We start from the raw sequence: 17,037 nt of genomic DNA on the forward strand, positions 1-17,037 counted from the left end.
GATCGGGCGTTCTGTTCCGCGAACGAGCTGCAGCAATCAGCGTCCCGCGCATTTGCGATGCATGCTCAGCCATCCCAAGTCAGTGCGGACCATTCGATGCGCTCCCTTCGCTCGCGGCTGTCGGCGCTCTGGCTCATGCTGGCAGTTTCGGGCGCGGCAACCGCTTATCTGCTGGTCGAATCCTTTCAGCAGTCGACGAATGCCCGCGTGGCGCGTGCGCAGGATCTGGTCATCAGCGGCTGCCGCGACATCGCCGACCGCTATCAATTCTTCGTCTCCGGCTGGCGGGGCGCGCCGGTCGACGACAGGCTCAAGCAGGACCTGCTCGCCGTCGTGCAGTCCGCCTTGACGGCGAAGCCCGGCGTCGAAGGCGGCATCTGGCAGGCCGGAAGCGGCTCGCTCGCTTACGCCTATCCGACCTATGAGGGCACCGGACCCAAGACCGACCTGCCGGCCGCCGAGCTCAGCGTCATTCAAAGCGTCAATGCCGAGACCCAGCGCAGCGGCCGGCCGGATACGATCAGGACCGCGGGGCGCTCACAAACCTTGATCGTCCATGGCTGCCCGTTGCGCGGACCACTCGAGAACATCACCGCCTGGACGATGACGCGGGCCGCGACGGCCGAAGGTCCGGCCTACACGCATCTGCTTGCCGGGTTGCTCGTGCTGGCGCTGACGCTGCTGGGATCGGCGCTCTGGCTGAGCTGGATCCTGGTCTCATGGTCACGGCGCATCGCCCTGATCGAAACGGCGCTCGGCGGTGCGACGATGTCCGCCGATCTGCCGCATCTGCCCCATACCGGCGCACACGAGCTCGACCGTCTCGTCGACGCCGTGAACGATGCCGGTCATCGCCTCTCGGCCGAGCGCAGCCGGGCCGCGGCGGCCGAACGACTCGCGGCGGTCGGACGTCTCTCGGCCAACCTCGCCCACGAGATCCGCAATCCGATCGCCGCGATGCGCCTGAAGGCCGAGAACGCCCTCGCCTCCTCCGACCCCGCCCGCAAGAGCAGCGCGCTCGAAGCCATCCTGCAGCAGGTGGCGCGGCTCGACGCACTGTTGCGCGATCTGCTCGCGATGACTCACGCCAGCCGGCCGGCGGCGCGCCCCGTCGATCTCGCCAGCTTCCTGCAATCGACGATCGAGACGCACCGCGAGCTTGCGGCGCGCCGCGGCCTGCAACTCCGGACCGTCGTGCCGGCCGCAGAACGAGCCCCGTGCTTCGACCCTTCACAGATGCAGCGCGCCCTCGACAACCTGATCATCAACGCGGTCCAGAGCACCACTGCCGGCGGCGAGATCCTGGTTGCGGCCGAGATCGGCAACGGACGCCTTCTGTTTCGCGTCACCGACAGCGGGCCGGGCATCGACGCCAGCATCAGGGATCGCCTGTTCGAGCCGTTCGTCAGCAGCCGCGCCGACGGCACCGGCCTCGGTCTCGCCATCGTGCGCGAGATCGCGCGCGCCCATCGCGGCGAGGCGCGGCTCGGACAGAGCAGCAACGGCACCGCCTTCGAGATTTCCTTGCCATGTCAACCATCCTGATCGTCGACGACGACGCCGCACTGCGCGACGGTCTCGCGGAAACGTTGACCGATCTCGGTCACGATGCGCTCACAGCCATGTCCGGCCGCGAGGCCATCGGCATGCTCTCGCCTGCGATCGACGCCATCCTGCTCGATCTGCGCATGCCCGGGATCGACGGCATCGAGACCCTGCGCCGCATCCGCGCCGATGGCGATGCGCCGCCGGTGATCGTGCTGACGGCCTATGCGAGCCCGGAGAACACCATCGAGGCGATGCGGCTCGGGGCCTTCGACCATCTCGTCAAGCCGATCGGCCGCGACGCGCTGCGCGAGTTGATCGAGCGGCTGCCGCCGCGTCCACGCCGGCAGCAGGACAAGGAAAGCGTGGATGACGGTGGCCTGATCGGCACCAGCGAGGCGATGCGCCGGGTGCAGAAGATGATCGGACTTGCCGCCGATGCGGATGCGACGATCATGATCCGCGGCGAGACCGGCACCGGCAAGGAGCTCGTCGCACGTGCATTGCACGTCCACAGCCGTCGCAGCTCGAGTCCCTTCATCGCCGTCAACTGCGCCGCCATCCCGCAGGACCTGCTCGAAAGCGAATTGTTCGGCCATGTGAAGGGGTCTTTCACCGGTGCGAGCTCCGACCGCTCGGGCGCCTTCCGCGACGCCGGCTCGGGCACGCTCTTCCTCGATGAGATCGGCGACATGCCGCAGCCCATGCAGGCGAAGATCCTGCGCGCCCTGCAGGAGCGCATCATCACGCCGGTCGGCGGCAAGCCGGTCAAGGTGGCGGCACGGGTCGTCGCCGCGACGCACCGCGATCTCGCCGGGCTGGTTGCAAGCGGCACCTTCCGCGAAGACCTCTATTATCGCCTGAACGTGATCCCGATCGAGCTGCCGCCGCTGCGCGAGCGCGTGGAGGACATCCTGCCGCTCGCCAATCATTTCCTCGCGCTGGCCACGAACGGCCGCGCACGCCCGCACCTGAGCAAAGCGGCGGGCGCCAAGCTCGCCCATGCGCCCTGGCCCGGCAATGTGCGCGAGCTGCGCAACGTCATCGAACGCGCCTGCGTGCTGACGCGCGGCGCGCTGGTCGATGCGGATGACATCGACATCCCCGAGGCACCAGGGGATGAGGAGACCGAGCCCTCGACCGACCTCCCGGCAGCAGTGGCCCGCCTGGAGGAACGCCTCATCCGGCGCGCGCTCGCGGCCTGCGGCGGCAATCGCACCGAGGCGGCGCGGCAGCTCAACATCAACCGGCAGCTGCTCTACACCAAGATGCAGCGCTACGGTCTCGGCGAAGAGGCGTCAGGAAATCTGACAGGCGCCGTCGGAAAAGACGACGCCTAGTCGTTCGCATCCTCATGCAACCCATTGATTTCTCGTCGCTCGGCGACTGGCACGGCCGTTGCGAAACCAATCGCGTCACCAACCTCGACAAGGAGTTCCAGGATGACGCGAAAGATGACGCCGATCGTGACCGTGCTCGCCCTCGCCGCCGCAGGCATCGGCACCTCCATCGCCGACGCTCAGGCCCCGCTGTCCGCGCCCGGCACGACATGGGATGCATCGCAGCTCCCCGAGACGCGCGGCATCGTCAAGCAGTACACGCTGACGTCGCGCGGTGACGTCGACGGGCTGATCCTCAATGACGGCACCGAGGTGAAGCTGCCGCCACATCTGACCCCGCAGATCGTGTTTGCGATCCGCCCCGGCGATGGGGTGTCCGTCCGCGGCCTGCGCGCCCGCGCGCTGCCGCTGGTCGACGCGACCGCGATCACCAACATCGCGACCGGCAAGAGCGTCGTCGATAATGGCCCGCCCGATGGCCCCGGACGTCCCGGCAGTGATCAGACCGTCAACGGACGGATCACGACGCTGCTGCATGGCAAGCGCGGCGAGGTCAACGGCGCGGTCCTCGAGGACGGCACATCGCTCCGCCTGCCGCCGCCGGAGGCCGAACGCCTCGCCGACACGCTGCGTCCGGGGCAGACCATCTCGGTCCGCGGCGATCTGCTCGAGACCGCGCTCGGCAAGCTCGTCGACGTGAGGGCGATCGGCACCTCGCCGGATCAGCTGACCGAGATCGAAGGCCCGCGCCCGCCGCGCGGCCCGAAGGGCGGGCCCGATCGCCTCGGCCCGCCGCCGCCCCCGCCGCGCGGCTGAGGCCCTTCAAGTTCGACGAACACATCCGAGGAGACAAACATGCATTGGATCGACCCTGACAGCCTGCCAGCCGTGACCGGCGTTCTCGAACGCTTTGTGCTCAATCCTCATGGCGAGGTCGACGGATTCGTGATGCGCGCGAGCGACGAGGACGTCCTCGTTCACACCCCGCCGCATATGGAGACAGAGCTCACGCGCCACATCAAGGCCGGCGATACCGTCGGCGTGCACGCGGTCAGGCCGCGCGGCGCCGCGCTACTGTCCGCGGTCGCGGTGACCGGCGCGAATGGACGCCGGATCATCGACCATGGACCGGACGAGGCGCGTGAGCATCCCAACCACAAGGCTCACAAGAGGGATGCCGACGGCACGGTGCGGCTGTCGCTATTCGGCCCCAAGGGCGAGCTGCGCGGGGCCCTGCTGACGGACGGCACCGTGGTGAGGATCGGGCCGAAGGAGGCTACCGAAATTGCCGAGCTGCTTGCGCCGAAGGCCACCTTGGCGGTCCGCGGCGACGGCATCGACACGCGCTTCGGCCGCGTCATCCACGCCCGCGAGGCCGGTCCGAGCCTGAAGGAGATCACGCCGCTCAAGCACGGCAAGCCCGAGCCCAAGCATGGTCCGGGTCCCAAGCACGGGTCGAAGCACAAGCATGGGCGGAAGCACGGACCGAAGCACGATCACGCCCACGCGTGATCGCATGCACCCATGACGCATTGAGCAGCCGAGGCCGAGAGCATGTCACCGGACGAGACCACCACGCGCCGAGCGAGCCGTGCGCTCGACGCCGCCAATTTCTTCCTGGCCGACGTGCGCGACGGCCTCGGCCCGTATCTGGCGATCTATCTGCTCACCGAGCAGAAATGGGACGAGGCTTCGATCGGCGTCGTGATGTCCTTGGCGACGATCGCGGGCATCGTCGCGCAGACGCCGGCCGGCGCGCTGGTCGATACTGTCAGGGCCAAGCGCATGATCATGATCGCGGCTGCGATCGTCGTCACGGCATCGTCATTGGCGCTGCCGCTGATGTCGAGCTTCTGGCCGGTTGCGGTCTCGCAGAGCATCGCCAATGGTGCCGGCGTGATCTTCGCGCCGGCCATCGCCGCAGTATCGCTCGGCATCGTTGGAGCCCGCGCGTTCACGGCGCGGATCGGCCGCAACGAGACCTTCAACCATGCGGGCAACGCGGTCGGCGCGGTCATTGCCGGCGCGGCCGCCTATGCGCTCGGACCATCGGCGGTGTTCTATCTGATGGCGGTGACGTCGGCCGGCAGCCTGATCAGCGTGCTCGCCATTCCCGAGCGCGCCATCGATCACGACGCGGCGCGCGGCCTGTCGCATCAGAAACAAGGCGCTGCGAGCGAACAAGGTGGGCAGCCTTCAGGTCTCGGCATTCTCCTGACCTGCCGTCCCCTTCTCATCTTCGCGATCTGCGTCGCGCTGTTTCACCTCGCCAATGCGGCGATGCTGCCGTTGGTCGGCCAGAAGCTCGCATTGCAGGACAAGAACCTCGGCACGAGCCTGATGTCGGCCTGTATCGCGGCGGCGCAGCTCGTGATGGTGCCGATGGCGCTGCTGGTCGGCGCCCGCGCCGACCGCTGGGGCCACAAGCGCTTCTTCCTGGCGGCGCTGCTGATCCTGCCGCTGCGCGCCGTGCTCTACACGCTGTCGGACGACAAGGCCTGGCTGGTCGGCGTACAGCTGCTCGACGGCGTCGGCGCCGGCATCTTCGGCGCGATCATGCCGGTGATCGTCGCGGACCTGATGCGCGGCACCGGCAGGTTCAACGTCGCGCAAGGCGCCGTCATCACGGCGCAGAGCATCGGCGCTGCACTTTCCACCGCAATGGCCGGACTCGTGGTAGTCCATGGCGGCTACAGCGCCGCGTTTCTCACGCTGGGCGGGACAGCTGCCCTCGCCGTGGTCGTGTGCTGGCTGCTGCTGCCGGAGACCGGTGGAACGGAGGCCGCACATCCGAACGCGACCGCCGCGCCCGCTATCCCCGCCGAATGATTTGCTCTATCGATCCTCGATCATGTTCGCACACAGCCCTTGGCTTCCCTACGCCATCATCATCCTCGCCACCGCTGGCGTCATCGTCCGCCCCTTCCGGCTGCCCGAAGCGATCTGGGCCGTCACGGGCGCGGTGCTGCTGGTCGCGCTCGGTCTGTTGCCGGCCGCCGATGCGCTGGCTGGCATCCGCAAGGGCGTCGACGTCTATCTGTTCCTGATCGGCATGATGCTGATCGCCGAGCTCGCCCGCCGCGAAGGTCTGTTCGACTATCTCGCGGCCTATGCGGTGGAGCATGCCCGCGGCTCGCCGCAGCTCCTGTTCCTGCTGGTCTACGCGGTCGGCACGCTGGTCACCGTGCTGCTCTCGAATGACGCCACCGCGATCGTGTTGACGCCGGCCGTGTATGCCGCGACGCGCGCCGCCGGCGCCTCGCCGCTGCCGTATCTGTATGTCTGTGCCTTCATCGCCAATGCCGCTAGCTTCGTGCTGCCGATCTCCAATCCGGCCAATCTCGTGGTGTTCGGCGAGCGCATGCCGCATCTGACGGAATGGCTGCGGCAGTTCACGCTTCCCTCGATCGCAGCCATCGCCCTCACCTATGTCGCGCTCTGGCTGACCCAGCGGCACGCGCTGCGCGCGGAAACGCTGCGCACCGATGTCGAGAAGCCGCATCTCAGCCGCGAGGGACGGCTCGCGGCAATGGGCATCGTCGCCATTGCAGCCGTGCTGCTGACCGCGTCCGCGCTCGACGTGCAACTCGGCCTGCCGACCTTCGTCTGCGGCGCGGTCACGGCGGCCGCGATCCTGCTGGTCAGCCGGCAGTCGCCATGGCCGATCATCAAGGGCGTGTCCTGGGGCGTGCTGCCGCTGGTCGGCGGCCTGTTCGTGATGGTGGAGGGTTTGAGCCGGTTCGGCGCCATCGGCCAGCTCAGCGCGTGGCTTCATCAGGGCGTCAGCCAATCACCGGCGGGAACGGCCTGGGCCGCGGGCCTGGTCACGGCTGTCGCCGACAACATCGCCAACAACCTGCCGGTCGGACTGGTCGCAGGCTCGGTCGCGGCCAGCGATCACCTGCCTCACGAGGTGATCCGGGCGATCCTGATCGGGGTCGATCTCGGCCCCAACCTCTCGGTCACCGGCTCACTTGCGACCATTCTCTGGCTTACCGCGCTGCGCCGCGAGAAGATCGAGGTGACGGCCTGGCAGTTTCTGAAGATCGGACTCGTGACGACGCCGCCAGCGCTGGTGGCAGCGCTGGCGGCGGCAATCCATTGATCAGTGCAGACTGGGATCAGGCGGCGGCTTCGTAGTTGACCGCGGTCTCCGCGATCTTGGTCAGGCTCTCGTCCGTCTTGCGCTCTTCGTTGAGCGTCTGGTCGAGCAGCTTCGCCACCTTGGGCAGGTTGAGCTTGAGGGCCCAGGCCTTCAAGGTGCCGTAGCGCGACATCTCGTAGTGCTCGACCGCCTGCGCCGCAGCAAGGAGGCCGGCATCGAGCGCCTGCGTCCCCTTGTACTCGTCCATGATCTCCTTGCCCTCGTCGATGATGCCCTCGATCGCATCGCACTTCTTGCCGCGCGCCGGCTTGCCAATCATCTCGAACACCTGCTCGAGGCGCTCGATCTGGCCCTCGGTCTCATCCTGGTGCTTGAGGAAGGCAGCCTGCAGCTTGTCCGACTGCGCAGCCTTGGCCATCTTCGGCAGCGTCTTCAGGATCTGCTTCTCGGCGTAGTAGATGTCCTTGAGGGTATCGAGGAAGAGTTCGTTGAGATCTTTTTCGGCAGCCATGGTGTGCTCCTGGTTGTGTCAGCCGACAACCGGAAAGCCACACCCTGGTTCCTGCCGCGGACCGACCGGTCCATGAAAATCTTACCGCAGAGCCGCGCGATCCTCCTGCTTGCCCCCTTGTAACAAAACCGTCACGCGGCAAAACTAAAGCTCTTGCCTGCGGCGAGACGCCGCGATTCTGCCGATTGCTTTCAGGAGTTTTCAATGCGCCGCTCGCTCGTGCTGCTGTGCGCCGGACTGACCCTGTTGTCGTCCAGCGCTGCATTTGCAGAGAACGCCACGCCCCGTAACCTCATCCTGTTCATTCCCGACGGCCTGCGGGCGGCGAAGGTCACGCCTGAGACCGCGCCGGCCATGGCGGCCGTCCGCGACAAGGGCGTCAACTTCAAGAACTCGCACTCACTGTTTCCGACCTTCACCATGGCCAACGGCTCGGCGATGGCGACCGGCCACTATCTCGGCGACACCGGCACGTTCTCGAACACCATCTTCACCGGGTACACCTCGGTCCCGGCCGGCGAGACCGTCGTGCCCTTCATCGAGAACGACGCCGTGCTCGGCGACATCGACGAGCATTTCAACGGCGACTATCTCAACGAGGACACGATCCTGAAGCTCGCCCGCAAGGCCGGCTATTCCACGGCTGCGATCGGCAAGCTCGGTCCGACCTACCTGTTCGACCACACCGGCTGCCCCTGCAAGCCCGGCGCGAGCTCCTCGATCGTGATCGACGACAGTACCGGCAACAAGAATGGCGTGCCCTTGACCGACGAGGTCAAGGACGCCATGACCGAGGCGGGCCTCGCGCTGGCGACGCCGTCGCGCGGCGACAACGGTAAGGCCGGGAACGCCAAGACGCCGGGCACGACCTCGGCCAACGTCGCCCAGCAGGCCTACATGGTCGACGTCGCCACCAAGGTGGTGCTGCCGATGTTCAAGGCGCGCAACAAGCCGTTCGTTCTGGTGTTCTGGTCGCGCGATCCCGACGGCAGCCAGCACAATCACGGCGACAGCCTCAACACCATCACCCCGGGCATCAACGGCCCGACCTCGATGGCCGGCATCAAGAACGCCGACGACAATCTCGCCGCGCTGCGCAAGGCGCTCGACGATCTCGGGCTTTCCGCCTCGACCAACATCATGGTGCAGGCCGACCACGGCTTCTCGACCATCTCCAAGGAGAGCAAGACCTCGCCCTCGGCCAAGGTCAGCTATGACGACACGCCGAAGGACTTCCTGCCGATGGGCTTTTTGGCGCTCGACCTCGCCAAGGCGCTCGACCTGCCGCTGTTCGATCCGAACGACAAGAACGCCGCCGTGCCCGCCGGCAAGCACCCGAAGGCCGGCAACGGCGTGCTCGGCAAGGATCCGACCAAGCCGGATCTCATCGTCGCCACCAATGGCGGCTCCGACCTGATCTACCTGCCGAACAACGACAGGAAGCTCGCCCGCCGCACCGTCAAGGCACTGCTCGAGCAGGACTACGTCTCCGGCCTCTTCGTCGACGACAAGCTCGGCGAGATCCCCGGCACGCTGCCGCTGTCGGTCGTCAATCTCGACGGCAAGGCGGTGACGCCGCATCCGGCGATCGTCGTCAACTTCCGCTCCTATGTCGCACTTGGCTGCGACGTGCCGAGCAACTGCTCGGTCGAGGTGGCCGACACCGTGTTGCGCCAGGGCCAGGGCATGCACGGCTCGTTCAGCCGCGGCGACACCTACAACTTCATGGCCGCCATCGGTCCGGACTTCAAAGCGGGCTTCGTCGATCCTCTCCCCGTCAGCAACGCCGACGTCGGCATCACCGCGGCCAAGCTGCTCGACCTCAAGGTCGCGCCGAAGGGCAAGCTGATCGGCCGCGTCATGACGGAAGCGATGCCGAACGGCGCAACGCCGAAGGCGACCTCCGACGTCATCAAGTCAGATCCGGCCGCGGGCGGCCTGCGCACCGTGCTGAAGCTGCAGCGCGTCGGCAGCCAGCGCTATTTCGATGCCGCGGGTTTCCCCGGCCGCACGGTGGGCCTGGATGACGAGGCGCCGAAGAAGACGGCAGCGAAGTAGTCAGGTCACGCGAATGCATGTCTGCCCGGGTGAGCGGAAGCGAACCCGGGGATCTCGCGCCACGTATTGTTTCGCAATGAGAAGCACCGCTCTCTCCACGTCATTGCGAGCGCAGCGAAGCAATCCAGGGCTGCGCGAACGACTCTGGATTGCTTCGCTGCGCTCGCAATGACGCGTGGAGACATCGTGCCGCTTCACGACCACCTACCGCGCGACATCGAGCGTCACCCGGACCTCGATTGTCTTTCGGTTACGAAGCACGCGCAACACCACACGATCTCCCGGGTTCTTGCTCTCCAGCGCTCGCGTCATATCGTCGGGCGAATCCACCGCCTGTCCATCGATCGCCAGCACCACGTCGCCGAGCGCGAAGCCGCCGTCGCGCGTGAGCCGCGCCGGAATCAGCCCGGCCTTCTCGGCCGCTGAGTCCTGCTCGACATCGAGCACGAACACGCCGGCGACGCCGAGCCGCGCGGCCAGCGCCTCATTGGCCTTCGCATCCGTCCTGATCCCGAGACTCGGGCTGACATAGCGGCCGCTTGCAATGAGCCGCGGCACGATGCGGTTGACCTTGTCGACGGGCACAGCGAAGCCGATGCCGGCGGAGGCGCCCGACGGACTGTAGATCGCGGTGTTGACGCCGATCAGGCGCCCGGCGCTGTCGAGCAGCGGTCCGCCGGAATTGCCGGGATTGATCGCGGCATCGGTCTGGATCAGGCCGCTCAAGGTCCGCTCCTGCGTGACCTGCAGGTTACGGTTCAGCGCCGAGACGATGCCGGTGGTCAGCGTGCTGCTGAGGCCGAACGGATTGCCGATCGCGAACACCTTCTGCCCGACCTTGAGGTCGGCGCTGGTGCCGACCGGCAGCGGCTTCGGCCGGTCGACGCCGACGCCGATCACCAGCACCGCGAGGTCATTTTCCGGGCTGGCGCCGACCAGCGCGGCGCGAAACGAGCGCCCGTCGGTCAGGCTGACCAGCGCCTCGGTGGCGCCCTCGATCACGTGATAATTGGTGACGACGTGGCCGAGCTCGTCCCACACGAAGCCCGAGCCGGTGCCGGAGCGCTCCTGCTGCGCATTGCCCGTCCACGGGTTGACGGATTGTTGAACGGTCGTGATGAACACCACCGAGCCGCTGCGGCTCTCGAACAGCGCGATCGTGCTCTTTTCGTCGGCGGCGAGATCGCCGCGCGGCGTGATGTCGCGCGGCTTGGCGCGCAGGCCGAGCAGCTCGGCCTGGATCAGCGGGAAGGTCTGCCAGGCCATCATGAGCAGCAGCGCCGTCGCCGCCACCGCAAGCAGGCGCGCGGGAAAGCTCCATCGGCTCATGTCGACATCTCCGTGCTCGATCCTATCACCACCGATCTATTGACCGGCAAGCGCGCATCATCAAGAGGCTGAGCATCAGGACGCAAGGCAATGGAGCGACAAAAGAAAAGAGCGCGATGAGGACATCGCGCTCTCGAAATCTCCTGGCAGGCTCGGTCCGCCTTACATCCCGATGTCGATCATCGACGGCAGCTGCGCCAGCGGCAGCACGCTCACGCCCACAAGGGTCGCGACCATCGCCCGCAGCGCACGATTGCCGTGGTGCTTGCCGCGCATGCGCTTGGCGACCCACTCCAGCGCATCGGTGCGCACGCCGCGCGCATTGACCGGAGCCCAGCTCTCGATCGCCGTCTCCGGCGACAGCGCCACGCTGCGCGGCGGCACCGGCAGGCCGGAGGCGGACGCGGTGTGATGCGCGATCGCCTTGGCGAGCAGATCCTCGAACCGGCCGTCATCCTTGCGCTCGGTCGCGGCGGCGTCGATCTCGAACAGCGCCTCGGCCTCGGCGCGGCTGACCGGCGTGTCGTTGATCGCCGCGGCCGTCAGGATACGCGCGCACCAGGCGGCGTCCTCGGCGTCGAGCATGCGGGAGAAATGCACGCGCCCTGCGGTGGTCGGGCCCTCGCCGGTGATCACGCCGTCGCGCACGATGCCGAGCGCGGATGCGGCGGTGTCACAACAGGACGGTTCCAGACCATCGATGGTTTTTGGTGCAGAGGTAGCCATGTTCTCTTCTCAGTTGCTGTGTTGACCCACCTTGTCGGTCCGCGTCTGAACGAGTGGTTAATGGTTCGAAACGGCGTTGTGGGTTTTTGTATCGGTTGCCGATTTGCCGCAGTGACCTCGATCACGGTTCAAAGCGGCTCATCGCGGGGGCGGCGTGTTGCGACCGAGACATGGCGAAATCTGGGCAACCGGTAGTCTCACGGATGTTTCGCCCCAGGCGCCGAACTCAAAAGAAGTTGTTGTGCGCGGGGGCGGCAGGAGAACGACGTTCTCTTTTTTCTGGAACGGTTCCCATGCTAGGCGGTATTTCCTATAATCCAGAGAACAATTTAGCCGCCCCATTCCAAATCACGTGAGGACTGCCATGGCTCTTCAGATCGGCTCCACCGCCCCCGACTTCGAGGCTGACACCACCGAAGGCAAGATCAAATTCCACGATTGGATCGGCGACAGCTGGGCGCTGTTGTTCTCGCACCCGAAGGATTTCACGCCGGTCTGCACCACCGAGCTCGGTGCCCTCGCCCGGCTCAAGCCGGAGTTCGACAAGCGCGGCGTCAAGCTGATGGGCCTGTCGGTCGATCCGGTCGACAAGCATGCGCAGTGGTCGGAGGACATTCGCGAGACGCAGGGCGCCGCGCCGAACTACCCGATGATCGGCGACACCGACTACAACGTCTCCAAGCTCTACGACATGCTGCCCGCCGCCGTGTCCGGCGATCCGGCCAAGCGCACCGCCGCCGACAATTTGACCGTCCGCAACGTGTTCATCATCGGGCCCGACAAGAAGATCAAGCTGATCCTGGTCTACCCGATGACCACGGGCCGCAACTTCCAGGAAATTCTCCGCGTCATCGATTCGCTGCAGCTGACCGCCAAGCACCGCGTCGCGACGCCTGCCGACTGGAAGCAGGGCGAGGACGTCATCATCGCGGGCTCGGTATCCGACGACGAAGCCAAGACGATCTATCCGGACGGCTGGAAGGCGCCGAAGCCGTATCTGCGCGTGGTGCCGCAGCCGAAGTAACGGCGGCGAACGACGTTCGCCGGTGTCATCCCGGGACGCCTCGCAGAGGCGGACCCGGGAGCTCGAAAGCCCGGGTTCGCGCTATGCGCGCCCCGGCATGACGTCCATCTACCCCCGCGGCGTGACCCAGTCCGCGATCAGCAGGCCGACCGTGGCCGACACCGCGGTGACGAACACGCCCCAGCTGATGTCCATGGCGACCACCGTCCAGGTCCACTGCTTGAGCATCGCGAGCGAGGTCAACTCGAAGGTGGCGTAGCAGAACAGGCCGAACAGCGCGCCGTACAGCAAGGTCGAGCGCCAAGTGGCGTCGGCGGTGCCGTTCACGAAGATCAGCACGCCAGCGATGTAGATCAGATAGAACAGAACGGCGGGTACCGGACGGACCTCGCCGAGCATGTCGCCGACCTGTGACTGGAAGAAGCCCTTGGCGACGATGGCAAGGAACGGAATGTCGAAGCCGAGCAGCACGGCCAGGGTTGCAAAATACAGGACGGCGTAGCGGCTCAAGGACGGCTCCTCCTTCACGTGTCACGCATCGCCCGCGTGCCTGGATCGACCGGTGCGATCAGCCACGACGCTTGGTCTTGGGCTTCTTTCCACCAGGCGCCTTCGACCGCGGGCTATGGGAAGGAAACGCCTGTCCGCCGCGGCTGGACTTGTCGCCATGCTGCTTTTTCTTCGTGAACGGCTGGGCATGGCCCGACTTCGACGGAGCGTCACGATGCGGCCTGCTGCGCAGCGGAGCCTCCTTGTCCCGGCGAGGCTCGTCGCGATGCAGCGGATGGTAGGCGCTCTCCTCGGCCCGCTGCCGTGGCTCGGCGTCGCGCCGCGGCGGTCGCTTGTCCGGACGCGGCTCCGATGCCGCCGGTTCCGTTGGCACAGCCGCCAGCGGCTCGATGCGGATCGTATCCTCCTTGTCCGGGCGGCGGATGTTGGCGGCGAAGGCGTCGGCGACACGCGCGGCGATCTCGAACTCGGTGGTCGTGTCCGAGATCTTGATCGCGCCGATGTCCTGCTTGTCGATGCCGCCGCGGCGGCAGATCATGGGCAGCAGCCAGCGCGCCTCGGCCTTCTTGCGACGACCGATCGCAGCTCGGAACCAGACACTGGGCTCGCCCATGCCGTGGCGCGACGGCTTTCCGCCCTTCGTGCGCGGTGCCGGCGCGCGATCCTCGCCTCGCGCGACCGTGTCGCGACCTCCGCGCGCCACAGCGTCGCGGCCGCGCTCGGGACGCGCGCGGCCGCGATCCTCGACGGCATCGAGGATGTCCTCCGGAGACGGCAGCCGCGCGCGATAGAGCCGCGCAAGCGCGGCGGCGATGTCCTCGGGCGATCGCTCCGCCAGCAAGGCCTGCGCCAGCGCCAGATCCTCCGCCGTGGTCTCCTCGGTGAACACCTCATCGTGCAGCATGCGCTCCTGATCGAGCTTGCGGATCTCCTCCGCCTGCGGCGCGACGCCCCATACGGCTTCGATGCCGGCGAGATTGAGCAGCGTCTCCGCGCGCCGCCGCCGTGCCGGCGGCACCAGCAGCACGCTGACGCCCTTGCGGCCGGCACGGCCAGTGCGCCCCGAGCGATGCTGCATCACCTCGGGATCGTTCGGCAGTTCGGCATGGATGACGAGGTCGAGATTGGCCAGATCGATGCCGCGCGCCGCGACATCCGTCGCCACGCAGACGCGCGAGCGTCCATCGCGCAGCGACTGCAGCGCCGTCGTGCGCTCGTTCTGGGTCAATTCGCCCGACAGCGCGACCACCGAGAAGCCGCGCTCCAGCAGCGCCGCCTGCAGATGCCGCACCGCCTCGCGCGTGTTGCAGAACACGATCGCGCTCGGCGATTCGTAGAAGCGCAGCACGTTGACCACCGCGTGCTCGGCATCCCCCGGCGCAATGCGAATGGCGCGATACTCGATATCGGCGTGGCCGCCTTCATCGCCTTCGACCTCGATCCGGAATGCGTCGTCCTGATATTGCTTGGCGAGCGCCACGATGCCGCGCGGGAACGTCGCCGAGAACAGCAGCGTGCGGCGCGTCTCCGGCGTGGTCTCGAGAATGAATTCCATGTCCTCGCGGAAGCCGAGATTGAGCATCTCGTCGGCCTCGTCGAGGACGACGGCCTTCAGCTCCGAGATGTCGAGCCGCCCGCGCCGCAGATGATCGCACAGCCGGCCCGGCGTGCCGACCACGATGTGGGCACCGGCCTCGAGCTCGCGCTGCTCGCGGCGCGGATCCATGCCGCCGACGCAGGAGACCACCCGCGCATTGGCATGTTGATACAGCCATGCGAGCTCGCGCTGCACCTGCAAGGCGAGCTCCCGCGTCGGCGCCACGATCAGCGCCAGCGGCGCGGCCGCCCGCTCGAACCGCTCGGCCCCGTCCAGCAGGTTGGTCGCGATCGCAAGCCCGTAGGCCACGGTCTTGCCCGAGCCGGTCTGGGCCGAGACCAGGAGGTCGCGATCGACGGCCTCGTCCGCGAGCACCGCGAGCTGAACGGGGGTCGGATGCTCATAGTTGCGCTCGGCGAGAGCACGGGCGAGCGGCGGATTCGTAGCGGGAAAAGGCAATTGACGGACAACCTTCGTTTGATTCAGGTTGCTTTACGCCAAGCAGAACCAAATCACCATGCCCGCCCGCATGCGCCCGGAAGGTATTCGCGGCTGATGGCGATCCGCTACTCGTCGTTCCAGGGCCAGTGCCAGTGATGCCACCCCCATTTGCGCGGTCCGCTGGCGTCCATGGCTGCCTTCTGCTTGTCGTCGAGAGAATCGTACAGCGCCTGGAACGCCGGCCGGACCAGCTTGATCGCCTGCTGCATGGCGTCCAGGCGCTCCTCCGCGAGCGCGAGACGTTCGGTGGCCCTGGTGGGAAACGCAGTCGGACAGTCCTTGGTGATCAGCTCGGCCGCCTTGGCCGAGGCCGTCTTGAGATCGTCGAGCCTGGCCCGCTGCGTCTCGTTCGGCTTGATCGCGCTCTCGATCTGCGACAGGCGCCATTCGGCAAACCCGGCCATGCGCGGATTGCAGAGAAAGCCGAATCCCCGCCCGCCCATCATGCCGGGCCCCATCATCATGCCCGGGCCCCAGCCCGGCGGTCCGCCTGCGCCAGGCTGGGCGAAGGACGGTGCGACGGTCGCCGCCATGACTGCGGCGGCCAGGATCAACGCGCGTGGATCTGCTCGCATGGTGGAACTCCCTTGACGTGGCATCAATGAGTTCGTGCAAACTAACCGGGCAGCGAACGCAGCTGATTGAGCAGGATCAACGGAACCGTCATCGGGGCGAGGTGACGCGATGCAAACGAAACGCAGCTTCCGCTGGGTCTGGTCATCGATCGCGGCATCGGGCTGCGGGACGCTGGCGCATATGGGGCTGATGCAGCTCAAGGCCGCGCTGCACCTGCTGCCGCAATTCGATCCGTCGTCCGCGCTTCTCGACACGCTCCTGCCACTGCTTGACGTAACGCATCTGCAGGCGCCGCTGTGGCTGCTCTCGCAGTTCAACGGAGCCTTCATCATCGGCCTGCTGTTCGGCCACTTCTTCCACCGCCTGCCGGGCCGGAGCGGCCTTGCCAAGGGTTTTCTGCTCGGCCTTGCCGCCTGGGCAATGCTTGGGATCGCGCTGTTTCCGGCCATCGGCCTCGGGCCGTTCGGCCTGTCGCTCGGCCTCGGCGCAGGTCCAGCGCTGTTCTCACTGGCCATGATCGAGGCCTACAGCCTGGTTCTCGGCGTCGTCTACGCGGCCCTGCAGAGACCGCCTCGGGAAAATTGAGCCTACGCGTGCGAGGCGATTCTCCCGCCGACGGCCGGCGCGACTTCGATAAACCAGAAAATTTCTCTTTCGCCTTTCCGGAATTGGTGTATGATCCGCGTGTCCTGCCCCATGCAGAGGGACGTACGCGTCGTCACGAACGTCGGGGCGGGATGCGGTGCCGCAGGTCATGCCGGATGCGCTCGATGCGCAGACGACCGGCAGGATTGCGGACGTGAAGTCGCAGCGTCCTGATACCCCGATGCTGGTATCCCGTGCGCAATGCGCAAGCATTGTCGCGGCATGGTGGCCAACAAGCCCGGCGCACCAGGGAGACTGCGTATAAGCGTGAAGACACCGCGCAGGGAATGCCGGATGTTCGGCTGAACCTGTGGTACCTGCCGCCTGCATTTTTTCGCAGGCGGGCCATGGGTGAGGCCTTCACCCGGCATTCCCTGCGCCCTCTCGGTTTCTGTGAGGGTGAACTGATTGCAGAACTCGGGCAGATCATGCCGCGGGAATGCGAATGCGCGTCTGCCAAGCTCGTTCAACACACACACTGTCATTCCGGGGCGGCGCGAAGCGACGAGCCCGGAATCCATAACCACGATCGGGAGTATGGATTCCGGGCTCGCCCTCCGGGCGCCCCGG

The 17,037-nt window shown here is 66.8% G+C and carries 15 protein-coding genes; 9 read left to right on the forward strand and 6 right to left on the reverse strand.

From position 1 onward, the window contains the following. Positions 1–96: 96 nt before the first annotated feature. The 6 genes from HL666_RS19770 to HL666_RS19795 all read left to right on the forward strand — a co-directional run bounded on the left by HL666_RS19770 (position 97) and on the right by HL666_RS19795 (position 6,990). Complete coding sequence (locus HL666_RS19770; protein WP_172183093.1) at positions 97–1,545, forward strand: sensor histidine kinase; 1,449 nt, start codon at positions 97–99, stop codon at positions 1,543–1,545. Further along, a complete protein-coding gene (locus tag HL666_RS19775) occupies positions 1,530–2,885 on the forward strand; it encodes a sigma-54-dependent transcriptional regulator (protein WP_172108459.1) in 1,356 nt (451 codons plus the stop codon). Before HL666_RS19770 ends, HL666_RS19775 begins: the two co-directional genes overlap by 16 nt. Positions 2,886–2,999: 114 nt before the next feature. Next, complete coding sequence (locus tag HL666_RS19780; protein ID WP_172109766.1) at positions 3,000–3,701, forward strand: OB-fold nucleic acid binding domain-containing protein; 702 nt, start codon at positions 3,000–3,002, stop codon at positions 3,699–3,701. 39 nt (positions 3,702–3,740) lie between these two features. Then, a complete protein-coding gene (locus tag HL666_RS19785; RefSeq protein WP_172108457.1) occupies positions 3,741–4,397 on the forward strand; it encodes a hypothetical protein in 657 nt (218 codons plus the stop codon). A 42-nt stretch (positions 4,398–4,439) separates the two neighbouring features. After that, positions 4,440–5,714: an MFS transporter gene (locus HL666_RS19790; RefSeq protein WP_172108455.1), complete on the forward strand. Its 1,275-nt coding sequence runs from the start codon at positions 4,440–4,442 to the stop codon at positions 5,712–5,714. Between the two features lie 22 nt (positions 5,715–5,736). Further along, positions 5,737–6,990 carry an arsenic transporter gene (locus tag HL666_RS19795; protein WP_172108453.1) on the forward strand — a complete coding sequence of 418 codons (1,254 nt, stop codon included), beginning with the start codon at positions 5,737–5,739 and terminating at the stop codon, positions 6,988–6,990. 16 nt (positions 6,991–7,006) lie between these two features. On the opposite strand, the gene HL666_RS19800 is transcribed toward HL666_RS19795, so the two are convergent. Next, positions 7,007–7,501, reverse strand: a complete 495-nt coding sequence (locus HL666_RS19800) for a YciE/YciF ferroxidase family protein (RefSeq protein WP_172108451.1) — start codon at positions 7,499–7,501, stop codon at positions 7,007–7,009. A 204-nt stretch (positions 7,502–7,705) separates the two neighbouring features. On the opposite strand from HL666_RS19800, the gene HL666_RS19805 reads away from it, so the two are divergent. After that, a complete protein-coding gene (locus HL666_RS19805; protein ID WP_172108449.1) occupies positions 7,706–9,559 on the forward strand; it encodes an alkaline phosphatase family protein in 1,854 nt (617 codons plus the stop codon). Positions 9,560–9,763: 204 nt separating this feature from the next. Here the strand turns inward: HL666_RS19805 and HL666_RS19810 are convergent, their stop codons facing one another. Then, positions 9,764–10,888 (reverse strand): S1C family serine protease, encoded by a 1,125-nt coding sequence (locus tag HL666_RS19810; protein WP_172183107.1) that lies wholly within the window; start codon positions 10,886–10,888, stop codon positions 9,764–9,766. A gap of 162 nt (positions 10,889–11,050) precedes the next feature. Beyond that, positions 11,051–11,614: a hypothetical protein gene (locus HL666_RS19815; RefSeq protein ID WP_172108445.1), complete on the reverse strand. Its 564-nt coding sequence runs from the start codon at positions 11,612–11,614 to the stop codon at positions 11,051–11,053. A 364-nt stretch (positions 11,615–11,978) separates the two neighbouring features. Between HL666_RS19815 and HL666_RS19820 the strand changes: the two genes are divergently transcribed. After that, entirely contained in the window at positions 11,979–12,638 is a 660-nt protein-coding gene (locus HL666_RS19820) for a peroxiredoxin (protein ID WP_172108443.1), read from the forward strand. Positions 12,639–12,746: 108 nt separating this feature from the next. On the opposite strand, the gene HL666_RS19825 is transcribed toward HL666_RS19820, so the two are convergent. The 3 genes from HL666_RS19825 to HL666_RS19835 form a co-directional block, all read right to left on the reverse strand. Beyond that, positions 12,747–13,148: a DUF2177 family protein gene (locus tag HL666_RS19825; protein WP_172108441.1), complete on the reverse strand. Its 402-nt coding sequence runs from the start codon at positions 13,146–13,148 to the stop codon at positions 12,747–12,749. A 58-nt stretch (positions 13,149–13,206) separates the two neighbouring features. Continuing rightward, positions 13,207–15,204 (reverse strand): DEAD/DEAH box helicase, encoded by a 1,998-nt coding sequence (locus tag HL666_RS19830; protein WP_172183109.1) that lies wholly within the window; start codon positions 15,202–15,204, stop codon positions 13,207–13,209. A 107-nt stretch (positions 15,205–15,311) separates the two neighbouring features. After that, complete coding sequence (locus HL666_RS19835; protein ID WP_172133223.1) at positions 15,312–15,821, reverse strand: Spy/CpxP family protein refolding chaperone; 510 nt, start codon at positions 15,819–15,821, stop codon at positions 15,312–15,314. A 109-nt stretch (positions 15,822–15,930) separates the two neighbouring features. Between HL666_RS19835 and HL666_RS19840 the strand changes: the two genes are divergently transcribed. Then, positions 15,931–16,407 carry a DUF6789 family protein gene (locus HL666_RS19840; RefSeq protein WP_172183111.1) on the forward strand — a complete coding sequence of 159 codons (477 nt, stop codon included), beginning with the start codon at positions 15,931–15,933 and terminating at the stop codon, positions 16,405–16,407. Positions 16,408–17,037 lie beyond the last annotated feature (630 nt).

This window comes from Bradyrhizobium aeschynomenes, assembly GCF_013178945.1.
Classification (GTDB): domain Bacteria; phylum Pseudomonadota; class Alphaproteobacteria; order Rhizobiales; family Xanthobacteraceae; genus Bradyrhizobium; species Bradyrhizobium aeschynomenes.